Source organism: Arthrobacter phoenicis (assembly GCF_047238215.1).
GTDB lineage: Bacteria > Actinomycetota > Actinomycetes > Actinomycetales > Micrococcaceae > Arthrobacter.
In genome coordinates this window covers 331,636-356,668 of record NZ_JBDFMK010000001.1, presented here as the reverse complement: position 1 = coordinate 356,668, position 25,033 = coordinate 331,636, and the positions used below count along the sequence as shown (strand labels likewise).

The window sequence follows — 25,033 nt, the reverse complement described above, 5'->3', positions numbered from 1 at the left end:
CTGTGCGTCCCACCTCATGACCTCATTCGAATATATGTTCGATATTAAGTCAAGGCTGGCGCGGCCCCGTCTCGCCCGGCGCCGGGCAAGCATCGGCCAGGCTGCCCCGGCTGGCGGTACCCACGGGTACCGACCCTCAGTGGCCGCCGCGGCGGTTGCTAGGCTGGCCCCATGATCCTCCTCACTGGCTTCGAACCCTTCGGCGGCGAAACGACCAACCCCTCCTGGACGGCGGTGCAGCACGCGGCCGACGTGCTTCGGGCCGAGGGCCTGGAGGTGGCCACCGTGGAATTGCCATGCGTTTTCGGCGATTCGCTGGCTGCGCTGGACGCGGCGCTTCGGGAACACCGCCCGGACCTGGTGGTATGCGCGGGGCAGGCCGGCGGCCGGACCGGCATCTCCCTGGAGCGCGTCGCCATCAACTGTGACGACGCGCGGATCCCGGACAACGCCGGGAACGCTCCGGTGGACGAGCCCATCCTGCCCGATGCCCCCGCCGCCTACTTCGGCACCTTGCCGGTCAAGGCCGCGCTGCAGGAACTGCGCCGCCGCGGAATTCCCTCCGAGGTGTCGCAGACGGCGGGAACCTACGTCTGCAACCATGTCTTCTTCGGCCTGATGCACGCCCTCCGCAACGAGCCCGGGGTGCGCGGCGGATTCGTCCACGTTCCCTTCGGCCCGGATCAGGTGCAGCCCGGAAGCGGCGCGGCCTCCCTGCCGCTGGCGCAGATGGGGGAGGCGCTCGCCGTCGTCGTCCGGACGTCCCTGGCGACCACCACCGACCTTGAGCTCGCCGCCGGCGCCATCCACTGACGCCGGGGAGCCGCGCCGGATACCGCGCTGCGGCGGCTCAGTCGAGGAGCTCCCAGACGACGCCGACGGCGGCGGTGACCGCGACGCTGCCCGCCTCCACCGCGACGGGCTGGGCCGCGGCCGTGCGCTGCAGCGGCACCGGCGGCAGCGCAGGTGGAGAGGCCGGATTCTCGGTGACGGACAGGACCTTGCCCAGCCGCGCCCCCGCCAGGGCGGCGAACTGCCCCGCCCGCGTCAGTGCGTCCTCCCAGGCCGCCTGCCGGGCCGCGGACTCCAGGGCCGCCGGATCAGCGAAGCCGAGGCCGATCCCGTGCAGCCGGGCGTCGTCGGTCCCGGCCCTCACCGCGTCGGAGATGACGGACGCTGAACCGGCCAGGTCGCGTAGCCGGACCCGGAGCGTCCCGGTCGCCAGGTAGCCCGTCACGCGCTGGCCCTGGCCCTCCTGCCAGGTGACCTCGGCGCGCAGGGACAGGCCGGTGCCCGTGATGTCCCCATCTTTCACGCCGTGGCCCCGCAGTGCATCCGTGATGGCGGTCGCGGCGGCACCGGCGTCGCGGTAGGCAGCCTCCACGCCCGGGCGGCGGGACTCGACGCCGATCGTGAGGGTCAGCAGGTCGGGCGCGGACTCGGCGGTGCCGGTGCCCGTCACGGACAGGGTCCTGGGGGAGTCGCTCATGGTGGTCTCACTTTCCGTCGTGCCGGCCGGGGAGGCCGCGGCTGATGGGATCGTCGCGGAAACCGGGGAAACGCCGCACCACCCGGGGCCGCGCGTCGACGTGTTCCGGGTAGCCGCCGGCGGCCAGGCCTGCGTGCCGTTCGAAGGGGTTTGCCGTGCCGGGGTTCCCGGCACGCCACAGGGACCAGCCGGCCGCGGCGAAGTACAGGGGAAGGAACGGGATTCCGCAGCACAGCGCGTACTGGGTGCTGTGCCGTTCCTCGTGGCCCAGCAGCCAGGGTAAGCCCGCCCCGTCAGGGACGGCCCAATCAGGGGAGGAGCTAGAAGAAGGGGAGGACGACGAAGGGGAGGGAGGCGGCGCAGAGGCGGCGTCGAAGACCCGGTCCGCGTCGGCCCTGAAGAGCACGACATTGCCCACCGTGAATGCCGCCGCATGGGGCAGTCTCCAACGATAGCCCGCGGCGAGGATCAGGCCGCGCGGCCCGGACGCCACCCGGCATCGGGCAGCCGCTGCCAGCAGCAGGCCCAGCAGGGTGCTGCCGTTGAGCAGGTTGGCCAGTTGCCGCAGCCTCGCTCCGGTCCCCATGGGGCCATGCTAGACCCCGGCCGGGGCTCCGGCGCCGTCAACTAGACTGGTTCAGACACCACCCGACTCGTAGCGAAGAACAGTAGATGACTGACACCTTGCCGGGCGCCGCCGTCCCGAACCCTCTGGATGAAGCCGCCATCAACGCCGCCGTAGAGCAGGCCGTCGCCGCCATCGCCGCGGCCTCCACCCTCGAAGAGCTCAAGGCCGCCCGCCTCGCGCACACGGGCGAGAAGTCCGCCCTGAGCCTGGCCAACCGCGAAATCGGCGGCCTGCCCAAGGACCAGAAGGCCGCCGCCGGCAAGCTGATGGGGGCCTCCCGCGGGCGGGTCAACAAGGCGCTCGCGGACCGCACCGTCGAACTCGAGGCCGAGAACGACGCCCGCATCCTGGTCGAGGAGACCGTCGACGTCACGGCCGCCCCGCGCCGTCGTCGTGCCGGTGCCCGCCACCCGCTCTCCACCCTTCAGGACCGCGTCGCGGACATCTTCGTCGGCATGGGCTGGGAGATCGCTGAGGGCCCCGAGGTCGAATCCGAGTGGTTCAACTTCGACGCACTGAACTTCAAGCCGGACCACCCGGCCCGCGAAATGCAGGACACCTTCTTCGTCGAGCCGCCCGAGGCGCACCTGCTCATGCGCACCCACACCTCCCCGGTGCAGGTCCGCTCCATGCTCGAGCGCGAGGTCCCGATCTACGTCCTCTGCCCCGGCAAGGTGTTCCGCACCGACGAGCTGGACGCCACCCACACCCCGGTGTTCCACCAGTTCGAGGGCCTCGCCATCGACAAGAAGCTGTCCATGGCGGACCTGCGCGGCACCCTGGAGCACTTCGCCCGGCAGATGTTCGGCGACGAGGCCCAGATCCGGTTGCGCCCGAACTACTTCCCGTTCACCGAGCCCTCCGCCGAGCTGGACATCTGGCACCCCGGCGCCAAGGGCGGCCCCCGCTGGATCGAGTGGGGCGGCTGCGGCATGGTCAACCCGAACGTGCTCCGCGCGGCCGGCATCGACCCGGACGTCTATTCAGGTTTTGCCTTCGGCATGGGCATCGAGCGGACCCTCATGTTCCGCAACGAGGTCGGCGACATGCGCGACATGATCGAAGGCGATGTACGTTTCAGCGAGCACTTCGGGATGGAGATCTAACAGTGCGTATCCCCCTTTCCTGGCTGCGTGAATTCGCGGCCGTTCCTGCCGGTGCGAGCGCCGAGGACGTCATGGCCGACCTCGTGAAGGTCGGCTTCGAAGAAGAGGCCGTGCACCGGCCCACCGACACCCTGCAGGGTCCCATCGTCGTCGGCCAGGTGCTGTCCCTGGTCAAGGAACCGCAGTCCAATGGCAAGACCATCAACTGGTGCCAGGTCCGCGTGGTTCCCGAGGGCCAGGAGCAGACCCTCACCGGCGAGGGCATCGACCCCTCCGGCGTGCAGGGCATCATCTGCGGTGCGCACAACTTCGTCGAGGGCGACAAGGTGGTGGTCACCCTTCCGGGCGCCGTGCTGCCCGGCGACTTCCGCATCTCCGCGCGCAAGACCTACGGCCACCTCTCCGCCGGCATGATCGCCTCCGTGCGGGAACTCGGCATCGGCGAGGACCACGACGGCATCCTGGTGCTCTCCCGCATCGGGCTTGACCCGGAGATCGGCACCGACGCGATGGAGCTGCTCGGCCTCTACGACCAGGCCGCGGAAATCAACGTCACCCCGGACCGGGGCTACGCGTTCTCGATCCGCGGCGTGGCCCGTGAATACGCGCACGCCACCGGCACGCCGTTCACGGACCCGGCGTCGAAGGTCACCGCCCCGGCGGAACTTTCCGGCGGCTTCGACGTCAGGCTCAACGACGACGCCCCGATCTACGGAAACGCCGGCTGCGACCGGTTCGTGGCCCGCACAGTCCGCGGCGTCGACGCCACGAAGCCGACCCCGCCGTGGATGGCCTCCCGGCTGCGGCTCGCCGGCATCCGGTCCATCTCGCTGCCGGTGGACATCTCCAACTACGTGATGCTCGAGCTGGGCCAGCCCACACACTGCTACGACCTGGATACCCTCACCGGCGGCATCGTGGTCCGCCGCGCGGCCCAGGGCGAGAAGATCACCACCCTCGACGACAAGGAGCGCACGCTCGACGCCGAGGACCTGCTGATCACGGACGGTTCCGGCGCGATCGGCATCGCCGGCGTGATGGGCGGCGCGGCGACCGAGGTTTCCGACGCCACCACCAACATCCTGGTCGAGTCGGCGCACTTCGACGAGGTCTCGATTGCCCGGTCCCGCCGCCGCCACAAGCTGCCGTCCGAGGCGTCCAAGCGCTTCGAGCGCGGCGTTGACTGGTACGTCGCCCCGGTGGCCGCCCAGCGCGTGGTCGACCTGCTGGTGGAGCTCGCCGGCGGAACGGCCGACGCCGAGGGCACCGACGTGGGTACCGCACCCGACGCCGTCACCGTGGACCTCCCGGCAACCTTCGCCTCGGAGCGGATCGGCATCGACTTCACCGAGGAGCAGATCCTCACCTCGCTCCGGGACCTCGGCGCCGACGTCCGGATCACGGACGCCGGGTACGCCGTGACGGCCCCGAGCTGGCGGACGGATCTGGAGACCAAGGAAGACCTGTCTGAGGAAATCGCGCGGTTGGTGGGCTACGACAAGATCCCCGCCACGCTGCCGGTGGCCCCGCCGGGCCGCGGCCTGACCCGGGTGCAGCAGCAGCGCCGCCGCCTGGTCCAGGCCCTCGCCGACGCCGGGCTCACCGAGGTGCTGGCCTACCCGTTCGTCTCCAAGGCCGCCAACGACACCTTCGGCACCCCGTCCGCGGAAACCCCGAGGAGCGGACTCAAGCTGGCCAACCCGATCAGTGAGGAGCAGGGCTTCCTGCGCACCTCGGTCCTGCCCGGCCTGATCGAGGTGGCGAAGCGGAACCACTCCCGCGGCTTCCGCGACCTGGCCCTCTTCGAGACCGGCCTGGTCTTCCTGCCGGGGGAGACCCTCGGCACCGCCTCGATTCCGCCGCTGGGCGCCCGCCCCGCCGAGGAGGTCCTCGACGGACTGTTCGACGGCGTCCCGGACCAGCCGCTGCACCTGGCGGCCGTGCTGACCGGCCACGACACCCCGGCCGCCCCGGCCCACACCCCGCGGGCCTGGGATTACGCCGACGCGCTGGACATCGCCCGGCTGGCCGGCGACGTCCTCGGCGTCGAACTGGTCGTCAGCCAGGGCAGCCACCAGGCGTTCCACCCCGGCAGGGCCGCGCAGCTGGCGCTGCGCACCGGCGAGGTGATCGGCTACGCCGGTGAACTTCACCCCAAGCTGCTCGCGGCGCACGACATGCCCGCCCGTTCGGTGGCGCTGGAACTGAACGCGGACGCCCTGTTCGAGGCGGCCGCCGACGTGATCGTCGCCCGGCCCATCTCCGGCTACCCGGTGGCCACCCAGGACGTCGCCCTTGTGGTGGCTGCCGACGTGCCGGCCGAGGATGTGCTGGAGGCGCTCCGTGAGGGCGCCGGCGATCTGCTGGAGGAGGTGTCCCTGTTCGACGTCTACGCCGGCAAGGGCATCGAGGACGGCAAGAAGTCCCTGGCCTTCAACCTGCGCTTCCGCGCCGACGACCGCACCCTGACCGCGGACGAGGCCTCGGCCGCCCGTGATCTGGCCGTGGCCGCCGCGCACGAACGCTTCGGCGCCGTCCAGCGCTAGTAGGGCTCAGCGGTAACAGGGTCCGTCGGTACGAACCGGCACAACGAAGAGCTCCCCGCAACCTGCCGGTTGCGGGGAGCTTTTCGTTGGGGCTGGATAACGCGGGCGTTAAGGGACCAGCAGGACCTTGCCGGTGGTACGCCGCCGTTCCAGGTCCGTGTGCGCGGACGCCGCGTCCGCCAGGTCGTACTTCGCGCCGATCCGCACCTTGAGGCTGCCGTCGGCGACGGCGGCGAAGAGCTCGTCGGAGCGCCAGCGGCGTTCCTTCGCGTCCCGCAGGTAATGGACGATGGTAGGCCGGGTCAGGTAGAGCGAGCCGCCGGAGTTCAGCCGCTGCGGATCCACCGCCGGGACCGGGCCGGAGGCGGCGCCGAAGAGCACCAGGGTGCCGCGGACCCGGAGCGCCGCGAGCGAATCGTCGAAGGTGTCCTTGCCGACGCCGTCGTACACCACGTGCGCGCCCTCGCCGTCGGTGAGTTCCCGCACCTTGGCCCCGAAACCCTCGTACCGCAGCACGTAGTCTGCGCCGGCCCCGCGGGCCAGCGCCTCCTTCTCGTCGGTGGAAACGGTGGTGATGACACGGGCACCCTTGGCCTTGAGCAGCTGGATCAGCAGCAGGCCCACGCCGCCGGCGCCGGCGTGCAGCAGCACGGTCTGGCCGGACTCCACCTCGAAGGTCGAGTTGATCAGGTAGTGCGCGGTGATGCCCTGGAGCGGCAGGGCAGCGGCGGTGAAGTCGTCGACGCCGTGGGGCACCGGCAGCGCCTTGTCCGCGTCCACCAGCGCGTACCCGGCGTAGCAGGCGACGCCCTCGGCGGTGGCCACGCGGTCGCCCGCGGAGAAGCCGGTCACGCCGTCGCCGGTTTCCTCGACGGTGCCGGATGCCTCGGAGCCGGGAATGAAGGGGTAGTCCACCTTGTAGACGCCGCTGCGCTTGTACGTGTCGATGAAGTTCACCCCGACCGCGGCGACCTTGATCAGCAGCTGGCCGGGGCCGGGGACGGGCCGGTCGATGGGGGAGAGCTCAAGGACTTCCGGGCCGCCGGCCTGCCGGGCGACAATAGCGTGCGTCATGTGACTCCTTCGTGTGGGCCTTCCGGGCAGGGCGGTCCGTGCCCGGGGTGCTGTGACCATCCTAGGGACCGGCCCGGGCTCCGCCCAGCATCCATGACGGGGCGGACGGCCAGGACCGGCCAGGCAGGGGCTCGCGACGGCGTGCATAAATATCAGCAGCGATGCATAGTCTTGCTGTATGCTGGGGCTATGACTATTTCTGTTGCCGTTTCCGGGGCCAGCGGTTACGCCGGCGGCGAGGTGCTCAGGCTGCTTGCCGGCCACCCGGACGTCACCATCGGGGCTATCACGGCGCACAGCAACGCCGGTTCCAGACTAGGCGAACTCCAGCCGCATCTCCATGGTTTGGCAGACCGGATCCTCGAAGACACCACGGTGGAGAACCTTGCCGGGCACGACGTCGTCTTCCTCGCCCTGCCGCACGGCGCCTCCGCCGCGATCGCCGCGCAGCTGCCCGCGGGCACGGTCGTGATCGACGCCGGCGCGGACCACCGGCTTCAGGACGCGGCGGCGTGGGAAAAGTTCTACGGATCCCCGCACGCCGGCACCTGGCCCTACGGCCTGCCCGAGCTGCCGGGCCAGCGGGAGGCCCTGCGCGGCGCGACCCGCATCGCCGTGCCCGGCTGCTACCCGACGTCGGCGTTGCTGGCGTTGACGCCCGGCTTCAGCAACCACCTGCTGGAGGCCGACGACGTCGTCATCGTCGCCGCCTCCGGAACCTCCGGGGCCGGCAAGGCCGCCAAGGTGAACCTGATCGGCTCCGAGGTCATGGGCTCCATGAGCCCCTACGGCGTGGGCGGCGGCCACCGCCACACCCCGGAGATCGAGCAGGGCCTCTCCAACGCGCTGAACGCCCCCGTAACGGTGTCCTTCACGCCCACCCTCGCGCCGATGAGCCGGGGCATCCTCACCACCGCCACCGCCAAGGTGCGGCCGGGCGTCACCGCCGAGGAGCTGCGCCGGGCCTGGGCCGCGGCCTACGACGAGGAGCCCTTCGTCCACCTGCTGCCCGAGGGCCAGTGGCCCACCACCAAGTCCGTCCAGGGCTCCAACCACGCCGCCATGCAGCTGGCCTTCGACGAGCGGATCGGCCGCGTGATCGTCACCTGCGCCATCGACAACCTCACTAAGGGCACCGCCGGCGGCGCCGTCCAGTCCATGAACATCGCCCTTGGCCTGGCGGAGACCGCCGGCCTCAACCTGCAGGGAGTCGCACCGTGAGCATCACCGCACCGAAGGGTTTCCGCGCCGCCGGCGTCAAGGCCGGCCTCAAGGCCTCCGGCAACCCGGACCTGGCCCTGGTGGTCAACGACGGCCCGGCCAAGGCCGCCGCCGCGGTCTTCACCTCCAACCGTGTCGCCGCCGCCCCCGTGCACTGGTCCCGCGAGGTCATCAAGGACGGCCGCGTCGACGCCGTCATCCTCAACTCCGGCGGCGCCAACGCCTGCACCGGCCCGCAGGGCTTCCAGAACACACACACCACCGCCGAAAAGACCGCCGAGGCCCTCGGCGCCTCGGCGACGGACATTTTCGTCTGCTCCACCGGCCTGATCGGTGAACAGCTGCCGATGGACAAGCTGCTCCCCGCGATCGGTACCGCCGCCGCGGAACTGAGCGCCGACGGCGGCCCGGCCGCCGCCACCGCCATCATGACCACCGACTCGGTCTCCAAGCAGGCACTCTTCACCGGCACCGACGCCGAGGGCCGCGAGTTCACCATCGGCGGCATGGCCAAGGGCGCCGGCATGCTGGCCCCGGGCCTGGCCACCATGCTCGTGGTCCTCACGACCGACGCCGAGGTCCAGCCCGAGATGCTCGACGTCGTGCTGCGCGACGCCACCCGCGTCACCTTCGACCGGACCGACTCGGACGGCTGCATGTCCACCAACGACACCGTGGTGCTCCTGGCCTCCGGCGCCTCCGGCTCGGTCCCCTCCGCCGCGGCGTTCGGCGCGGGCCTGACCCAGGTGTGCGCGGACCTCGCCCGGCAGCTGATCGGCGACGCCGAGGGCTCCAGCCACGACATCTCCATCCGCACTTTCAACGCCGCTAACGAACGCGACGCCGAGGTGGTCAGCCGCGCGGTCGCCCGCTCCAACCTCTTCAAGACCGCGATCTTCGGCAAGGACCCCAACTGGGGCCGCGTGCTTTCCGCCGTCGGCACCACGGACGCCGCCTTCGAACCGGACCAGCTCAACGTCGCGATGAACGGCGTGCAGATCTGCCGCAACGGCAGCATCGGCGAGGACCGCTCCCTGGTGGACCTGGAACCGCGCGAGGTCCTGGTCGAGATCGACCTGCAGGCCGGCGAGGCCGAGGCCACCATCTGGACCAACGACCTCACCCACGACTACGTCCACGAGAACAGCGCCTACTCCAGCTGACCGGCCGCCGGACACCACCCGACGAACCCCCCACCACCCGGAAGGGACCACCGACCATGAGCACCGAAGCCCGCGAGACCACCTCCATGGCGGACGCGCAGGACAAGGCAGGCACGCTGATCGAGGCGCTGCCCTGGATCCAGCGCTTCGCCGGCACCACCATGGTGATCAAATACGGCGGCAACGCCATGGTCAACGACGAGCTGCGCCGCGCCTTCGCCGAGGACGTGGTCTTCCTGCACCACGTCGGCATCCACCCCGTGGTGGTGCACGGCGGCGGCCCGCAGATCAACGCCATGCTCGGCCGGCTCGGGATCGAATCCGAGTTCAAGGGCGGGCTGCGCGTCACCACGCCGGAGGCGATGGACGTGGTCCGGATGGTCCTCACCGGCCAGGTGGGCCGCGAACTCGTGGGCCTGATCAACTCCCACGGCCCCTACGCCGTCGGCATGTCCGGCGAGGACGGCGGCCTGCTGCAGGCTGTCCGGACCGGCACCGTGGTCGACGGCGAGGACGTGGACCTGGGCCTGGTCGGCGAGGTCGTCGGCGTGAACCCCGAAGGCATCCTGGACATCATCGCCGCGGGCCGGATTCCCGTGATCTCCACCGTCGCCCCCGAAATCGAAGAGGACGGGTCTACCACCGGGCAGGTCCTGAACGTCAACGCGGACACCGCGGCCGCCGCCGTCGCCTCCGCCCTGGGCGCCTCCAAGCTGGTCATCCTGACCGACGTCGAGGGCCTCTACGCGAACTGGCCGGACAAGTCCTCGCTGATCTCCTCACTGACCGCCTCCGAGCTGCGCGGGATGCTGCCGCGCCTGGAGTCAGGCATGATCCCGAAGATGGCGGCCTGCCTGAAGGCGGTCGACGACGGCGTCGAACGTGCCCACATCGTCGACGGCCGGCTGGCCCACTCGATGCTCCTGGAAACCTTTACGACCGCCGGCATCGGCACCCAGGTCGTCCCCGATGAGGAAGTGAACGCATGAACGAACCCCTGAACGCGGCGCCGACCGGCGATGGGGCCCCCGCCCGTCCCCAGTCTCACCCCGTCCTCGCAAGCTCGGACGGGGACCCCGGAGACCGTGGCCCCATCGCGGTGCCCGACCACACCCGGGGCCCCATCGCCGGCTCGGCTCCGGCGCCCTCAGCGGCCGTCATGACCGGAGAGGGTAGCGGTGCGCAGTGGCTCTCCCGCTACTCCTCCTCGCTGCTGGGCGTCTTCGGGGCACCGCAGCGGGTGCTGGTACGCGGCGCGGGCTGCCTGGTCTGGGACGCCGACGGCAAGGAATACCTGGACCTGCTCGGCGGCATCGCCGTCAACGCCCTCGGCCACGCCCACCCCTTCGTCACCTCGGTGATTTCCAGCCAGCTCTCCACCCTGGGCCACGTCTCCAACTTCTTCACCAGCCCCACGCAGGTGGCCCTGGCCGAGAAGCTGCTGGAGATCGCCAAGGCCCCCGCCGGGTCCAAGGTGTTCTTCGCGAACTCCGGCACCGAGGCCGTCGAGGCAGCGTTCAAGCTCGCCCGCCGCAACACGGGCGCCGGTCCGGACAGCGGGGAGGCCCCGCGCACCAAGATCATCGCGCTGGAGGGTGCCTTCCACGGCCGGACCATGGGGGCGCTGGCGCTGACCTACAAGGAGGCCTACCGGGCCCCCTTCGCGCCCCTGCCCGGCGGCGTCGTCCACGTCCCGTTCGGCGACATCGACGCCCTGCTGGCCGAGATCGACGAGACCACGGCCGCCGTCATCCTCGAACCCATCCAGGGTGAGGCCGGCGTCCGGCCCCTGCCGGCCGGCTACCTCAAGGCCGCCCGCGAGGCCACCGCCGCCGCCGGCGCCCTGCTGATCCTGGACGAGGTCCAGACCGGCATCGGCCGGACCGGAAAGTGGCTCGCCAGCGAAGACGCCGGGATTGTGCCCGACGCCGTGACCCTCGCCAAGGGACTCGGCGGCGGCTTCCCGATCGGGGCCCTCATCACCTACGGCCCGGAGGTCTCCGCGCTGCTCACAGCCGGCCAGCACGGCACCACCTTTGGCGGGAACCCGGTGGCCACCGCTGCCGCCCTGGCCACCCTGCACGTCCTCGAAAACCAGCAGGTGCTCGGGCACGTCAAAGACGTGGGGGAGCACCTGCGCGCCGGCCTCGCCGGGATCGACGGCGTCACCGAGGTCCGCGGCGAAGGCCTGCTGATCGGCTTCGACCTCGACGCCGACGTCGCCCCCGCCGTCGTCGCCGCCGCCCTGGACGCCGGGTTCATCATCAACAGCCCCGGCCCGCACACCATCCGCCTGGCCCCGCCGCTGATCCTCACCGAGGCGCAGGCGGACAGCTTCCTGGCCGCACTGCCGGCCCTCCTCCAGACCGCAAAGGACGCCCAGTGACCGAGACTGCCATGTCACAGCCGAAGACCCGCCACTTCCTCAAGGACACGGACCTGACCCCGGCCGAACAGGCCGAGGTGCTGGACCTGGCCGTCCGGATGAAGGCCGCGCCGTACAGCGTGCAGCCCTACGCCGCCGAGGCCAGCGGCCGGAAGACCGTCGCCGTCATCTTCGACAAGACCTCCACCCGCACCCGGGTTTCCTTCGCCACCGGCGTCGCGGACATGGGCGGCAACGCGCTGATCATCAACCCCGGCGAGGCCCAGATCGGCCACAAGGAATCCGTCGAGGACACGGCGAAGGTCCTCGAACGCATGGTCTCCACGATCGTGTGGCGCACCGGCGCGCACGACGGACTGGTCGCCATGGCCGCGAACTCCGCCGTCCCCGTCATCAACGCCCTGTGCGATGACTACCACCCGTGCCAGCTCCTGGCCGACCTGCTGACCATCAAGGAGCACAAGGGCTCGCTCGCCGGCCTGACCATGAGCTACCTCGGCGACGCGGCCAACAACATGGCCAACTCCTACCTGCTGGCCGGGGTCACGGCCGGCATGCACGTGCGGATCAGCGGCCCTGAGGGCTACCTGCCGGCCGCCGGGATCGTCGCCGCCGCCGAGGAACGCGCCGCCGAGACCGGCGGCTCGGTGCTCATCACGGCCGACGCCGCCGAGGCCCTGCGCGGCGCCGACGTCGTCGCCACGGACACCTGGGTTTCCATGGGCCAGGAGGACGAGAAGGAAGCCCGGATGCAGCTGTTCCGGGATTACTCCGTTGACGAGGACGCGATGACCCTCGCCGCGCCGGACGCCGTCGTGCTGCACTGCCTGCCCGCCTACCGCGGCTACGAGATCTCCGCCGGCGTGATCGACGGCCCGCAGTCCGTGGTCTGGGACGAGGCCGAAAACCGGCTGCACGCCCAGAAGGCCCTGATGGCCTGGCTGATGCACCGCTCCGGCCTGGCCGTCGTCGAGGGCCTGGCACCGGTCGACGGGGCGGACTGATGTCCGCCCAGCCCGCCGCGCAGGGGGCCAGCCCGGCCACCAAAACGGCCCGCCAGGCCCGGATCGCCGCGATCCTGACCGGCGAATCCGTCCGCTCCCAGGCCGAGCTGGCGGCCCTGCTGGCGGACGATGGCGTGCAGGTCACCCAGGCCACCCTGTCCCGGGACTTGGTGGAACTCGGCGCCGTCCGGGTCCGCGGCAAGGAAGGTGTCCTGGTCTATGCCGTCCCCGGCGAGGGCGGCGAACGTGGCGCCAAGAGCGGCGTCACCCAGGAAATCCTGGACGCGCGCCTCGCCCGGCTCTGCGGCGAACTGCTGGTCACCGCCGAGGCCTCCGGAAACCTCGTCGTGCTCCGGACCCCGCCGGGCGCGGCGAACTTCCTCGCCCTGGCGATCGACCACTCGGTGATGCCGTCCATCCTGGGCACCATCGCCGGGGACGACACCGTCCTGCTGGTCACCCGCGACCCGGCCGGCGGGGCCGACGTCGCCGCCCGCTTCCTCGCCATGGCCGACGAAACCGGCCAATAGCCCGGCCGTCCGTGGCGCACACTTGTACCAACGACCCAACAGAATTCCCCCAACATAAGGAGCATTTGAAGTGACTGAGCGTATTGTGCTGGCCTACTCCGGTGGCCTCGATACTTCCGTGGCCATCGGCTGGATCGGCGAAGCGACCGGCGCCGAGGTCATCGCCGTGGCGGTCGACGTCGGACAGGGCGGCGAGTCGCTGGAGACCATCCGCCAGCGCGCCCTCGGCTGCGGCGCCGTCGAAGCCTACGTTGCCGACGCCTCCGACGAGTTCGCCAACGAATACTGCATGCCCACCCTCAAGGCGAACGCCCTGTACCAGGGCCACTACCCGCTGGTCTCCGCGATCTCCCGCCCGGTGATCGTCAAGCACCTGGTCAAGGCCGCCCGCGAATTCGGTGCCACCACGGTGGCCCACGGCTGCACCGGCAAGGGCAACGACCAGGTCCGCTTCGAGGTCGGCATCCAGACCCTCGGCCCCGACCTGAAGTGCATCGCCCCGGTCCGCGACCTGGCGCTCACCCGCGACAAGGCCATCGCCTTCGCCGAGGAAAAGGGCCTGCCGATCGAGACCACCAAGAAGAACCCGTACTCGATCGACCAGAACGTCTGGGGCCGCGCCGTCGAGACCGGCTACCTCGAGGACATCTGGAACGGTCCCACCAAGGACATCTACGACTACACCGCCACCCCGGAATTCCCCCCGGCCCCGGACGAGGTCATCATCTCCTTCGAAGCCGGCGTCCCGGTCGCGATCGACGGCGTCAAGGTCACCCCGCTGCAGGCCATCAAGGAACTGAACCGCCGCGCCGGCGCCCAGGGCGTGGGCCGCATCGACGTCGTCGAGGACCGTCTCGTCGGCATCAAGTCCCGCGAGATCTACGAGGCCCCCGGCGCCATGGCGCTGATCACCGCGCACAAGCACCTCGAGGACGTCACGATCGAACGCGAGCAGGCCCGCTTCAAGGCCACGGTCGGCCAGCGCTGGTCCGAGCTGGTCTACGACGGCCAGTGGTTCTCCCCGCTCAAGCGCTCCCTGGACGCCTTCATCGAAGACACCCAGAAGTACGTCTCCGGCGACATCCGCATGACCCTCCACGGCGGCCAGGCCGTCGTCACCGGCCGCCGCTCGGACACCTCGCTGTACGACTTCGACCTCGCCACCTACGACACCGGCGACACCTTCGACCAGTCCATGGCGCGCGGCTTCATCGAGCTGTGGGGCATGTCCGCCAAGGTCGCCTCCGGCCGCGACATCCGCGTCGCCGGAAAGTAGCCCGCGTGGCTGAGTCTGCAACCACCAAGGCTGGCGCGACCAATCAGGGCGCGCTGTGGGGCGGCCGGTTCGCCGGCGGCCCCGCGGACGCCCTCGCCGCGCTGAGCAAGTCCACGCACTTCGACTGGCGGCTGGCCCGCTACGACATCGCCGGGTCCAAGGCGCACGCCCGCGTGTTGCACAAGGCCGGGCTGCTGGACGACGGCGAGCTGGCCGGCATGCTGGACGCCCTGGACCGGCTGGACACGGACGTCGCCTCCGGCGCGTACACCCCGGCCGAATCCGACGAGGACGTGCACGGTTCGCTCGAACGCGGCCTGATCGAGCGGGCCGGGCCCCAGCTGGGCGGCAAGCTCCGCGCCGGCCGGTCCCGCAACGACCAGGTGGCCACCCTGGGCCGGATGTTCCTGCGTGACCACGCCCGGATCATCGCCCGCGGCGTGCTCGCCACGATCGACGCGCTGGTGGACCAGGCGAAGGCCCACCACGGTGTGGCGATGCCGGGACGGACGCACCTCCAGCACGCCCAGCCGGTGCTGCTCAGCCATCACCTGCTGGCCCACGCCTGGGCGCTGCTGCGCGACGTGCAGCGGCTGGCCGACTGGGACAAGCGCGCCGGCATTTCGCCCTACGGCTCCGGCGCCTTGGCCGGGTCCTCGCTGGGACTTGATCCGGAGGCCGTCGCCGCGGACCTGGGCTTCTTCTCCGCAGCGCACAACTCGATCGACGGCACCGCAGCGCGCGACGTCTTCGCCGAGTTCGCCTGGGTTTCCGCCATGATCGGCGTGGACCTGTCCCGGGTCTCGGAGGAAGTGATCCTCTGGGCCACCAAGGAGTTCTCCTTCGTGACCCTGGATGATTCCTACTCCACCGGTTCCTCGATCATGCCGCAGAAGAAGAACCCGGACGTGGCCGAGCTGGCCCGCGGCAAGGCCGGCCGCCTGATCGGTGACCTGACCGGGCTGCTGGCCACCCTGAAGGGCCTGCCGCTGGCGTACAACCGGGACCTGCAGGAGGACAAGGAACCGGTCTTCGACGCCGCCGACACCCTGGAGCTGCTGCTCCCGGCCGTCTCCGGCATGATCGCGACGCTGACGTTCAACACTGAGCGGATGGAGTCCCTGGCACCCCAGGGCTTCGCCCTGGCCACGGACATCGCCGAATGGCTGGTCCGCCAGGGCGTGCCGTTCCGCGAAGCGCACGAGCTCTCCGGTGCCGCCGTCAAGCAGGCCGAAAGCCGCGGCGTCGAACTCTGGGACCTGACCGACGAGGAATACGCGGCCATCTCGGAGCACCTCACGCCGGAGGTCCGCACGGTCCTGTCAACGGAGGGGTCGCTGAACAGCCGCAACTCCCAGGGCGGCACCGCCCCGGCCGCCGTCGAACGCCAGTTGCGGGCGCTCGAGGCCGAGCTGGAAGGCGTGCGCGCCTACGCCGGCTAGCCCGTCCGGACGCGCCCTCACTTCCGGTCGTGTTTCCACCGACGCTCCCTCACCTCTGGTGGCTTTCCCGCCGACGCTCCCGTACTCGTTGGGGGAGCGTCGGCGGAATTCCTGCCAAAGGTGAGGGAGCGTTCTGCGTTGGACGCCGGAGTTTCCCGCTCTAGCATGGCGGAATGAGCGAATCCTTCCGGCGCATGCTGCGCGCCCTGCCAGACTTCCCGGCCGAGCTTCCCGATTTCGATCCGGAGCGGGCCCCGGAGGACCCGGACCAGCTGTTCCGGCAGTGGTTCGACGAGGCCCTGGCCGCCGGGGTGCCGCAGCCCAATGCCTGCAGCCTGGCCACCGCCGACGCGCAGGGACGCCCCTCGGCCAGGATGTTGATCCTCAAGGACATCGACGACGCCGGCTGGCACTTCGCCACCTCCTGCGAGTCCCGCAAGGGCCGGGAACTGGCGGCCAACCCCAACGCGGCGCTCAATTTCTTCTGGCAGCCGCTGGGACGCCAGGTCCGCGTCGCCGGCGAGGTCCTGGAACTCTCCGCCGAGGCCTCCTCCGCGGACTGGGACGCCCGGCCCGGCGCCGACGGTAGCACCAACCCCGCGTGGCAGCTCTACGCGCTGCGGCCCAGGGAGCTCGAATTCTGGCAGGCCCGCCACGACCGGCGGCACATCCGGCACCGTTACGGCCCGTTCTAACCGCCGCGCATCACGTTTTCGGCGCAGTGCCCCGGTTAATCCGGATTAATCAAAGTGCTCCGTTAGGATGGGCGCCATGACTTCCATCACCCCCGAAAACCTCCTGGCAGAACTCCGCCGCGCCGCCGACGTCGTGACCGGAATCGCCACCGGCCTGGACGACGCCGCGGTGGCCGCGCCGTCGGAACTGCCCGGCTGGACCCGGGGCCACGTCCTGGCCCACATCACCGGGATCGCCAACGCCATGGCCCGCCAGGTGGAGTACGCCACCCGCGGGGAACGCGTCGAGCTCTACGACGGCGGCTTCGAAGGCCGCAACCGCGCCATCGAACTCGCCGCCGGCCACGGCGCGGACCAGCACCGCGCCGCCGTGGGCGCGGCCATTGACCGGGCGCTGGCCGCCTTCGGGCCGCTCGACGAGGCGGGCTGGCGGGCGCCCATCACGTTCCGGGACGGCGTCGTCCTCGACGGCGGCCTGGCGCTTTGGCGCGAGCTGACCATCCACGCCACGGACCTTGGGACGGGCCGCGGCCCGGAGACCTGGAGCCGGCCGTTCTGCGAGCACCTCTTCGACTTCCTGGCCGCACGGGTGCCCGGGGGGCAGCGGTTCGTGCTGCAGCCGCTCGGCCTGCCCTCGGTGGCCATCGGCGCGCCGGGCGGCCGTTCCACCGCCATCAACGGAATGCTGACCGACATCGCGGCCTGGCTGGCCGGGCGCACCCCCACCCTGGGCAGTCTGCGTGCCACCGCCGCGGCCGACGGCGTCGACCTTCCGGCCCTGCTGCCCTGGCCGGCGGGAGTCCCCGTTACCAAGTAGCAATCAAGGCCCGGGGGGGCACCTAACCCCGAGGCGCCTGCCCGGCCTCGCGGGCCAGCAGGCTTTCCTTGACGGGCAGGCCCCAGCGGAAGCCGCCCAGGGTCCCGTCGGTGCGGATGACCCGGTGGCAGGGGACGAAGAGCGCGGCGGCGTTGAACGCGCAGGCGCTGGCCGCGGCCCGGACCGCCTTGGCGTTGCCGGCGAGTTCCGCGTACTCGGTGTAGGTCACCGGGTGGCCGGCGGCGACGGTCCGGAGCATGTCCCAGGCGTGGGCACGGAACGGGCCCGATTTCTGCAGCACCGGCACCGCCATGGCCGTCTGCGGGCTGCCGGCGTAGAACTCCTCGACCGCCGCCGAGATCGCGCCGAGGCCGGACACATCCTGGTATGCGGTGGGCCGCAGGGTCGGGTGGATCTGGCCGGTGAGGGCGCCCGGTTCCGCCGTCCAGCCCGAGGCCAGGACGGCGCCGTCGCGGGCGATGATGGTGAAGGGACCGTCCGGGGTGGACAGGGTCAGGAGCTGGGCCGTCATGTCGTTGCTTTCTTTCGTGGCTTGGTGGCGGGCCGGGCTGCGGCCGCGGCGCGCCAGAGGTGCATGGTGGCGTAGGAACGCCACGGGCTGACCTCGCTGAAATCGGGGGACAGTGTGGGGGAGTCCGGGACGGAGCCGGATCCGGGGCCGGGGGCGGGCGAGGGCGCTGCCCCGGAGCCGGCGGCCGCGGCGAGCGATCGGACGCCGTTGCGGACGGCGGCGTCGTTGGCCAGGAACACGTCCGGGGCGCCGAGTACGCGCATGGACACGTACCCCACCGTCCAGGGGCCGACGCCGGCGAGCGGCAGGAGCTTCGAGCGTAGGCTCTCCGGGTTGTCGCCGTAGCCGAAGTCCAGGCTGCCGTCCGCCATGGCCGCCGCGGCCCCGAGGATCGAGTCGATCCGCCGTTGTGGTCCGCGCAGCAGTTCCCGGCCGCCCTCGGCGATCTCCGCCGCGGTGGGGAACATCCGGTCCAGCCCGTCCCCGGGGACGGTGCTGTCCTGCCCGCAGGCGGACAGCTGGGCCAGGGCGGTGCGGGCCGCCGCGACGGTGATCTGCTGGCCGATCATGGCGCGGACCAGCAGTTCCTGCGGATCGATCGCACCCGGCATCCGCATCCCTGGCGCCTCGGCCACCGAGCCCCGCAGCCGGAGGTCCGCCCCCAGTGCGGCGTCGATCGCCGACGGGTCCGCGTCGAGATCCAGCAGCCGGCGGACCCGGCTGAGCAGGGCCGGCAGGTCCCGCAGGTCCACCGCCCCGATCGTGAGCCGCAGCGGCAGGCCGGGCTCGTCCGCGGCGTACTCCACCCGGAACCGGGCATCCCCGTGGGCCAGCCGCAGGGTGCGGGCGTAGGCGCGGTCCGTGCCCTCCTCGATCCCCGGCAGGGCGCGGACGGCCAGGAAACCGAAGACCCCGGGGTCGAACGGCGCGCGGTACGGCAGGCTCAGGGTCAGGGCCGTCGAGCCCGGTGCCGGGCGGGCCGGACCGTGGTGGCGGGCGGTGGCGCGCAGCGCCGACGGCGTCATGGCGAACACCTCCGCGATGGTGTCGTTGAACTGCCGGACGCTGCTGAAGCCGGCGGCGAACGCGACATCGGTGGCCTTCATCGGCGTCGAGACCAGCAGCGTCCTGGCCGTCTGCGCGCGGCTGGCCCGGGCCAGGGCCAGTGGGCCGGCGCCGAGTTCGTGGCTGAGGATCCGGTTCAGCTGCCGGGCCGAGTAGCCCAGCCGGGCGGCGAGGCCCTCGACGCCGTCGCGGTCGATCACGCCGTCGTTGATCAGCCGCATCGCGCGGGCGGCGACGTCGGTGCGCACGTTCCAGGCCGGGGTGCCGGGGACCGCTTCGGGCAGGCAGCGCTTGCAGGCGCGGTAGCCCGCCTCGTGGGCGGCCGCGGACGTCTCGTAGAAGGTGACGTTGCCAGCCTTGGGCGTCCGGGCGGGGCAGGAGGGCCGGCAGTAGATGCCCGTGGTGCGGACCGCCGTGTAGAACTGCCCGTCGAACCGGGTGTCCCGCGCGTCGATCGCCCGGTAGCGCTGCCAAAAATCCATTCCTCAATCCTGCCAGCCGCCGGCCGGCCAAGCTAGCGGAAATCGGACACGGACGTGAGGGCTCCCCGGCAGCGTCCGGCCGGAGCCACCCGGCAGACCCGGCCCGGGGACGTGTTTGCTACGGTCGGAGCATGGACTCCTCGCTGACGCCCGCGGCCGTGCGCGCCCTGCTGTCCGGGGACGCCCGGACCGTCGCGCCGCTTGTGCTCGGCGCCGTCCTGACCCACGTCAGCCATGCCGGGCCGGTGGCCGTCCGGATCACGGAGGTGGAGGCCTACCTCGGCCCGGAGGACTCACTGCACCCGGACCCAGGGTCGCATACGTTCCGGGGACAGACCCGGCGCAACGCCCCGATGTTCGGCCCGGCCGGGCACCTCTATGTCTACTTCACCTACGGCATGCACCACTGCACGAACATCGTCTGCGGCCCCGAGGGCACGGCGTCCGCCCTGCTGCTGCGCGCCGGCGAGGTGGTTGAGGGGGAGGAGCTGGCCCGTTCGCGGCGGCCGACGTCGAAGAGCCCCGCGGACCTGGCCAGCGGGCCAGCCCGGCTCGCCACTGCGTTGGGACTGACGACGGCGGACAGCGGCCGGGACGCACTGGCCGAACCCTTCCGGCTCGAACTGCCCGCCGGTCCGGCCGCGGGCATCAGCTCCGGGCCGCGCGTCGGCGTCTCCGGGGCGGGCGGCACCACCGACTATCCGTGGCGGTTCTGGCTCAGCGGGGACCCGACCGTCTCCCGCTACAAGGCCGCGAAACCCCGGCCCCGCGGCACGGCTACCGGCCGGTAGAATTATTCGGTGAATTCCACCGAGCAGCCCACCAGTACGTCCACCGGCGCCAGCGCAACCGGCACCACCGAGACCGGCCCCGCCGTCGAGCACCTGATCGACAGCCTCTGCGCCACCGTGCCGGACTATCCCAAGCCCGGCATCACCTTCAAGGATCTGACCCCCGTCTTTGCCGACCCCGCCGCGTTCAAGGCCGTCGTCGACGCCCTGGTCCGGCCCTTCCTTGGCACCTTCGACGCCGTCGCCGGCGTCGAAGCCCGTGGATTCCTGCTGGCCGCCGCCGCCGCGTACGCCACCGACACCGGCGTCATCACCGTCCGCAAGGCCGGCAAACTGCCCCGCGCCGTGGTGTCGGAGGACTACGCGCTGGAATACGGCACCGCCACCCTCGAACTGCACACCACCGACCTTGCCCCGGGCAGCCGCGTCCTCATCCTCGATGACGTGCTGGCCACCGGCGGCACCCTTGGCGCCGCGGCGCGGCTGTTCGAACGCTGCGGCATCACCGTCGCCGGCGTCGGCGTCGTGATGGAGCTCGAGGACCTGGCCGGCCGGGCCGCGCTGGGACAGCAGCAGATCCACTCCCTGCTGCGGCTCTAGCCACGCCGCCGGGGCCACCGTCCGGGTCACTGGACGGGCGGGGCCGCGTCGGTAGAATGCCTGCAAAGTCCGGCCGGAAGAAAACCGACATATTTCGGGAGAGATTGCCGAAATTGCCGTAGAATGGTTGGTCTGTCTTTTTCGATAGGGGAACGTTCCATGCACGACGCTGATTTGGCCCACGAGCGCGACTACGTGGCCGGCCTGTACGCCCGGTTGGATGAACTGCGGGCCGAAAAGCGGGCCCAGCTGGCCCAGGTCCGGCGCGCTGGCGCCGTCGGCACCATGCAGAACGTCTCCGAGCGCGACGCGTTCGCCGCCCTGTACGAGGACCGCCTGGCCCAGCTCGACGCCGTCGACGACCGGCTGGTCTTCGGCCGCCTCGACCTCGACTCCGGCGAGGAGCAGTACATCGGCCGCATCGGCCTCACCACCGAGGACCTGCAGCGGCTGATGGTCGACTGGCGTGCCCCCGAGGCCGGCCACTTCTACCAGGCCACCGCGTTCGACCGGCAGGGCGTCCGCCGCCGCCGGCACCTGATCCTGCAGGGCCGGGAGGTCAAGGCGATCGAGGATGACGTCCTCGACGCCGACATGCTCGCCGACGACGACTCGCTCCAGGGCGAGGGCGCGCTGCTGGCTGCCCTCAACTCCAAGCGCACCGGCCGGATGTCCGACATCGTCAGCACCATCCAGTCCGAGCAGGACCGCATCATCCGTTCCTCGATCTCGGGCGCCCTCGTGGTCCAGGGCGGTCCGGGCACCGGCAAGACCGCCGTCGCCCTGCACCGCGCCGCCTACCTGCTCTACACGCACCGGGACCGGCTGAAGACCGCCGGCGTGCTGCTGGTCGGCCCGTCGTCGTCGTTCATGAACTACATCGAACGCGTGCTGCCCTCCCTCGGCGAGACCGGCGTCGTGATGGCGAGCCTGGGCCGGCTGATGCCCGGCATCCACGCCGTCGCGGAGGAGAACTCCGACGTCGCCGCGCTCAAGGGCCGCCTGGACATGGCCGGGGTGATCGCGAACGCGGTCGCCAACCGGCAGCGGATCGTCCCCGCCAACCGCACCCTCGAGGTGGACGGCCGCAAGCTCGTGCTCACCCCGCGGCAGGTCCGCCGCGCCCGGGACAAGGCCCGCGCGACCGGCAAGCCGCACAACGAGGCGCGCGTGACGTTCGTGAAGATCCTGCTGCGCGAGCTGACCGAGCAGATGACCGAGCTGGTCGAAGCCGGCAGCATCGGCAACAATGCTGACCGCTCCTACCTGGCCGAGGACGTCCGCTCCGCCCGCGACGTGCGCGTGGCCCTGAACCTGTGCTGGATGCCGATGACGCCGGAGAAGCTCGTCAGCGAACTCTTCTCCAAGCCCGCGATCCTCGAGGCCTGCACCCCGAACCTCACCGCCGAGGAGCGGGCCCTGCTGCTCCGCCCCGCGGACGCGCCCTGGACCGAGGCCGACGTGCCGCTGCTGGACGAGGCCGCCGAGCTCCTGGGCGAACTGGACCCGGCGGCCGGACGCGGACTGGCCCAGCAGGAGCACGACCGGGCCCGGGACCTGGCCAACGCCAAGCAGACCCTGGTCAACATGGAGGCGGCCGGCGTGGACGCCCTGTTCACCGCCGAGGAGCTGGCCGACCAGAACCAGGAACGCGAGGCCCGGCAGACCGCCGCCGAGCGCGCCACCACCGACCGCACCTGGGCCTTCGGGCACATCGTGGTGGACGAGGCGCAGGAACTCTCGCCCATGCAGTGGCGGCTGCTGGTCCGCCGCTGCCCGCTGAAGTCCTTCACGATCGTCGGCGACATCGCCCAGACCAGCTCCGTCGCAGGGGCCAAGTCCTGGCAGAGCGCGCTGGCACCAATGTTCGGGGAGCGCTGGCAGCTCGAGGAGCTCACGGTCAACTACCGCACGCCCGCCCAGATCGCCGAGGCCGCGGCCCGAATGGCCAACGCCGCCGGTCTGGTCGTGTCCGCGCCCAAGGCCGTCCGCGAGGGCCGTTGGGCCCCGCTGATCGACCAGGTCGCCCCGGGTGCCGTGGTGGAGCGGCTGGTGGAGGTCCTGCCCGAGGAGATCGAGGCGCTCGAGGGCGGGCTGCTGGCCGTCATCGCCGACGGCGCGCTGTTGGGCGAGGCGACGGCGGCGCTCCGGTCCGTCTACGGCCGCCGGATCGGCACCGGGGCGGGCAGCTACGAGCAGGACATCGTGGTGATCAGCCCCCGCGAGGCCAAGGGCCTGGAGTTCGACGGCGTCGTGGTGCTGGAGCCCTCGGCCATGCTCAACCACGAGCACGGCCGGGTGGGGGACCTCTACGTCGCCATGACCCGGCCCACGCAGCGGCTGCGGCTGATCGCCGCCGCCGGGGTTCCCGCCGGTATCGAGGAGTAGGCAGGGGCGCGCCCCTGCTACCTTTGATTCCGTGTCCCAGCAAATTGATCTTCAGTCCCAGCAGAACGACCCGGGCTTCGCCAACATCTGGCAGGAGCTCACCTGGCGCGGCCTCGTCCACGTCTCGACCGACGAGACGGAGCTTGAGAAGCTCCTCGCCGGCGACCCGATCACGTACTACTGCGGCTTCGATCCCACCGCGCCGAGCCTGCACCTGGGGAACCTGGTCCAGCTGCTGCTGATGCGACGGCTCCAGCTGGCCGGACACAAGCCGCTGGGCCTTGTGGGCGGCTCCACCGGCCTGATCGGCGACCCGCGGCAGACCGCGGAACGGGTGCTCAACACCCCCGAAACCGTGGCCGAATGGGTGGGCCGGTTGCAGGGGCAGGTGCAGCGCTTCCTCAGCTTCGAGGGGGAGAACGCCGCCCGGATGGTGAACAACCTCGACTGGACCGCACCCCTGAGCGCCATCGACTTCCTCCGCGGCATCGGCAAGCACTTCCGCGTCGGCACGATGATCAAGAAGGACATCGTCGCCACCCGCCTGAACTCGGAAGAGGGCATCAGCTACACCGAGTTCAGCTACCAGATCCTGCAGGGCATGGACTACCTCCAGCTGTTCCGCGACTACGGCTGCATGCTGCAGACCGGCGGTTCGGACCAGTGGGGCAACCTCACCAGCGGCACGGAATTGATCCGCAAGGTGGAGGGCAAGCACGTCCACGCCCTCGGCACGCCACTGATCACCAACTCCGACGGCACCAAGTTCGGTAAGAGCGAGGGCAACGCCATCTGGCTGGATGCGGAGATGTGCAGCCCGTACGCCTTCTACCAGTTCTGGCTCAACACGGCCGACGCCGACGTTGCCGCCCGGCTCAAGGTCTTCACGTTCCTGAGCCGCGCTGAGATTGAGGCGCTGGAGGCTTCTGTCGCCGAGCGTCCCTTCGCCCGGGAGGGCCAGCGGAAACTCGCCTACGAGGTGACCTCCCTGGTACATGGCGTCGAGGCGACCGAAAAGGTCATCGCCGCTTCCGCCGCCGTCTTCGGCGGCGGCGAGCTGGCCGGGCTCGACGTCGACACCCTGCGCGCGGCGACGGCGGAACTTCCGTCCGCCACGGTGCCGGCCTCGGGCCTGGGCATCATCGACCTGATGGTCGCCACCGGACTGGCCGACAGCAAGTCGGCGGCCCGGCGCACCGTGGGGGAGGGTGGCGCCTACGTGAACAACGTCAAGGTCACCGATCCCGACGCCGTGGTGTCCGACGCCGAACTGCTCCACGGCCGCTACCTGCTGCTGCGCCGCGGCAAGAAGAACCTCGCCACGGTGGAGGTTTCGCGCTAGCCGCTTCGGCCGCCGGTTCCTCCTGCACGCTCCTCTCCAGACGTCCGTCCCCCGCGGGATTTGCACGTCCGGAGGGGAGCGTGTAGTGTTTTCTGAGTCGCCGCCGCTGAGCGGTGACCAACCCCCAACATTGAGAAGCAATTCTTCCGGCGCTGGACGCTGGGAATCGAAATTGCTCTTCTTTTGCTGGGCGGATTCACTTTTACAGATGAATTCCGGATGAAAATGCGGATTTGCAAAGTAGAAATGAATGAAATAAGCTGTAAACATCGCAGCGAAGAAATGTGAAACAAAAGAATTTGTTTCAAAAAGTATTCGAATGCTTCTGTTGTTTGAGAACTCAATAGTGTGCCAAGTTTGTTGATACCGATTGTTTTATTGATTGGTTGATTATGCTGTGTTGTCCACCCCGTGGATGGCATGGTTTTCAGCTGGTTTCAAATTTTGTGCAGCGCG

Annotated in this window: 22 protein-coding genes; 17 read left to right on the top strand and 5 right to left on the bottom strand. The window is 70.7% G+C overall.

The genetic code is table 11. The features are described from left to right. Positions 1-171 precede the first annotated feature (171 nt). Positions 172-813 (top strand): pyroglutamyl-peptidase I, encoded by a 642-nt coding sequence (gene pcp, locus ABC337_RS01605; RefSeq protein ID WP_412882626.1) that lies wholly within the window; start codon positions 172-174, stop codon positions 811-813. A gap of 37 nt (positions 814-850) precedes the next feature. Here pcp and ABC337_RS01600 read toward each other — a convergent pair whose 3' ends face one another. Together ABC337_RS01600 and ABC337_RS01595 are read right to left on the bottom strand one after the other, a co-directional pair. Next, on the bottom strand, positions 851-1,489 hold the full coding sequence (locus ABC337_RS01600) for an SIMPL domain-containing protein (protein ID WP_412882627.1): 639 nt from the start codon (positions 1,487-1,489) through the stop codon (positions 851-853). Positions 1,490-1,496: 7 nt separating this feature from the next. Further along, a complete protein-coding gene (locus ABC337_RS01595) occupies positions 1,497-2,075 on the bottom strand; it encodes a hypothetical protein (protein ID WP_412882628.1) in 579 nt (192 codons plus the stop codon). Positions 2,076-2,161: 86 nt separating this feature from the next. On the opposite strand from ABC337_RS01595, the gene pheS reads away from it, so the two are divergent. Further along, complete coding sequence (gene pheS, locus ABC337_RS01590; protein WP_412882629.1) at positions 2,162-3,223, top strand: phenylalanine--tRNA ligase subunit alpha; 1,062 nt, start codon at positions 2,162-2,164, stop codon at positions 3,221-3,223. Positions 3,224-3,225: 2 nt separating this feature from the next. Further along, on the top strand, positions 3,226-5,769 hold the full coding sequence (gene pheT, locus ABC337_RS01585) for a phenylalanine--tRNA ligase subunit beta (protein ID WP_412882630.1): 2,544 nt from the start codon (positions 3,226-3,228) through the stop codon (positions 5,767-5,769). 108 nt (positions 5,770-5,877) lie between these two features. Here pheT and ABC337_RS01580 read toward each other — a convergent pair whose 3' ends face one another. Next, positions 5,878-6,843, bottom strand: coding sequence for a quinone oxidoreductase family protein (locus tag ABC337_RS01580; RefSeq protein ID WP_412882631.1), 966 nt, complete (start codon positions 6,841-6,843; stop codon positions 5,878-5,880). Between the two features lie 189 nt (positions 6,844-7,032). Here ABC337_RS01580 and argC point away from each other — a divergent pair, with 189 nt between their 5' ends. The 10 genes from argC to ABC337_RS01530 all read left to right on the top strand — a co-directional run bounded on the left by argC (position 7,033) and on the right by ABC337_RS01530 (position 17,377). Further along, positions 7,033-8,064: an N-acetyl-gamma-glutamyl-phosphate reductase gene (argC, locus tag ABC337_RS01575; RefSeq protein WP_412882632.1), complete on the top strand. Its 1,032-nt coding sequence runs from the start codon at positions 7,033-7,035 to the stop codon at positions 8,062-8,064. Then, positions 8,061-9,227, top strand: a complete 1,167-nt coding sequence (argJ, locus tag ABC337_RS01570; protein WP_412882633.1) for a bifunctional glutamate N-acetyltransferase/amino-acid acetyltransferase ArgJ — start codon at positions 8,061-8,063, stop codon at positions 9,225-9,227. The genes argC and argJ overlap by 4 nt, the downstream gene beginning before the upstream one ends. Before the next feature lie 56 nt (positions 9,228-9,283). Continuing rightward, positions 9,284-10,216 (top strand): acetylglutamate kinase, encoded by a 933-nt coding sequence (gene argB / locus ABC337_RS01565; protein WP_412882634.1) that lies wholly within the window; start codon positions 9,284-9,286, stop codon positions 10,214-10,216. Positions 10,217-10,386: 170 nt separating this feature from the next. Beyond that, positions 10,387-11,613, top strand: a complete 1,227-nt coding sequence (locus ABC337_RS01560) for an acetylornithine transaminase (RefSeq protein WP_412883248.1) — start codon at positions 10,387-10,389, stop codon at positions 11,611-11,613. An 11-nt stretch (positions 11,614-11,624) separates the two neighbouring features. After that, entirely contained in the window at positions 11,625-12,617 is a 993-nt protein-coding gene (argF, locus tag ABC337_RS01555; RefSeq protein WP_412883249.1) for an ornithine carbamoyltransferase, read from the top strand. Continuing rightward, positions 12,617-13,147 carry an arginine repressor gene (locus tag ABC337_RS01550; RefSeq protein ID WP_412882635.1) on the top strand — a complete coding sequence of 177 codons (531 nt, stop codon included), beginning with the start codon at positions 12,617-12,619 and terminating at the stop codon, positions 13,145-13,147. The genes argF and ABC337_RS01550 overlap by 1 nt, the downstream gene beginning before the upstream one ends. Positions 13,148-13,217: 70 nt before the next feature. Next, positions 13,218-14,423 carry an argininosuccinate synthase gene (locus tag ABC337_RS01545; protein ID WP_412882636.1) on the top strand — a complete coding sequence of 402 codons (1,206 nt, stop codon included), beginning with the start codon at positions 13,218-13,220 and terminating at the stop codon, positions 14,421-14,423. A gap of 5 nt (positions 14,424-14,428) precedes the next feature. After that, entirely contained in the window at positions 14,429-15,865 is a 1,437-nt protein-coding gene (argH, locus tag ABC337_RS01540) for an argininosuccinate lyase (protein ID WP_412882637.1), read from the top strand. 173 nt (positions 15,866-16,038) lie between these two features. Next, positions 16,039-16,560: a pyridoxine/pyridoxamine 5'-phosphate oxidase gene (locus ABC337_RS01535; RefSeq protein WP_412882638.1), complete on the top strand. Its 522-nt coding sequence runs from the start codon at positions 16,039-16,041 to the stop codon at positions 16,558-16,560. Between the two features lie 76 nt (positions 16,561-16,636). Then, a complete protein-coding gene (locus ABC337_RS01530; RefSeq protein ID WP_412882639.1) occupies positions 16,637-17,377 on the top strand; it encodes a maleylpyruvate isomerase family mycothiol-dependent enzyme in 741 nt (246 codons plus the stop codon). Between the two features lie 22 nt (positions 17,378-17,399). Here the strand turns inward: ABC337_RS01530 and ABC337_RS01525 are convergent, their stop codons facing one another. Both ABC337_RS01525 and ABC337_RS01520 read right to left on the bottom strand, forming a co-directional pair. Then, a complete protein-coding gene (locus ABC337_RS01525; protein WP_412882640.1) occupies positions 17,400-17,909 on the bottom strand; it encodes a methylated-DNA--[protein]-cysteine S-methyltransferase in 510 nt (169 codons plus the stop codon). Next, entirely contained in the window at positions 17,906-19,456 is a 1,551-nt protein-coding gene (locus tag ABC337_RS01520) for a DNA-3-methyladenine glycosylase 2 family protein (protein WP_412882641.1), read from the bottom strand. The genes ABC337_RS01525 and ABC337_RS01520 overlap by 4 nt, the downstream gene beginning before the upstream one ends. Before the next feature lie 131 nt (positions 19,457-19,587). Between ABC337_RS01520 and ABC337_RS01515 the strand changes: the two genes are divergently transcribed. The 4 genes from ABC337_RS01515 to tyrS all read left to right on the top strand — a co-directional run bounded on the left by ABC337_RS01515 (position 19,588) and on the right by tyrS (position 24,577). Further along, positions 19,588-20,247 (top strand): DNA-3-methyladenine glycosylase, encoded by a 660-nt coding sequence (locus tag ABC337_RS01515; RefSeq protein WP_412882642.1) that lies wholly within the window; start codon positions 19,588-19,590, stop codon positions 20,245-20,247. A gap of 93 nt (positions 20,248-20,340) precedes the next feature. Further along, positions 20,341-20,847 (top strand): adenine phosphoribosyltransferase, encoded by a 507-nt coding sequence (locus tag ABC337_RS01510; protein ID WP_290258570.1) that lies wholly within the window; start codon positions 20,341-20,343, stop codon positions 20,845-20,847. A 159-nt stretch (positions 20,848-21,006) separates the two neighbouring features. Beyond that, on the top strand, positions 21,007-23,235 hold the full coding sequence (locus ABC337_RS01505; protein ID WP_412882643.1) for a HelD family protein: 2,229 nt from the start codon (positions 21,007-21,009) through the stop codon (positions 23,233-23,235). A gap of 31 nt (positions 23,236-23,266) precedes the next feature. After that, positions 23,267-24,577, top strand: a complete 1,311-nt coding sequence (gene tyrS / locus ABC337_RS01500; protein ID WP_412882644.1) for a tyrosine--tRNA ligase — start codon at positions 23,267-23,269, stop codon at positions 24,575-24,577. Positions 24,578-25,033: the final 456 nt, after the last annotated feature.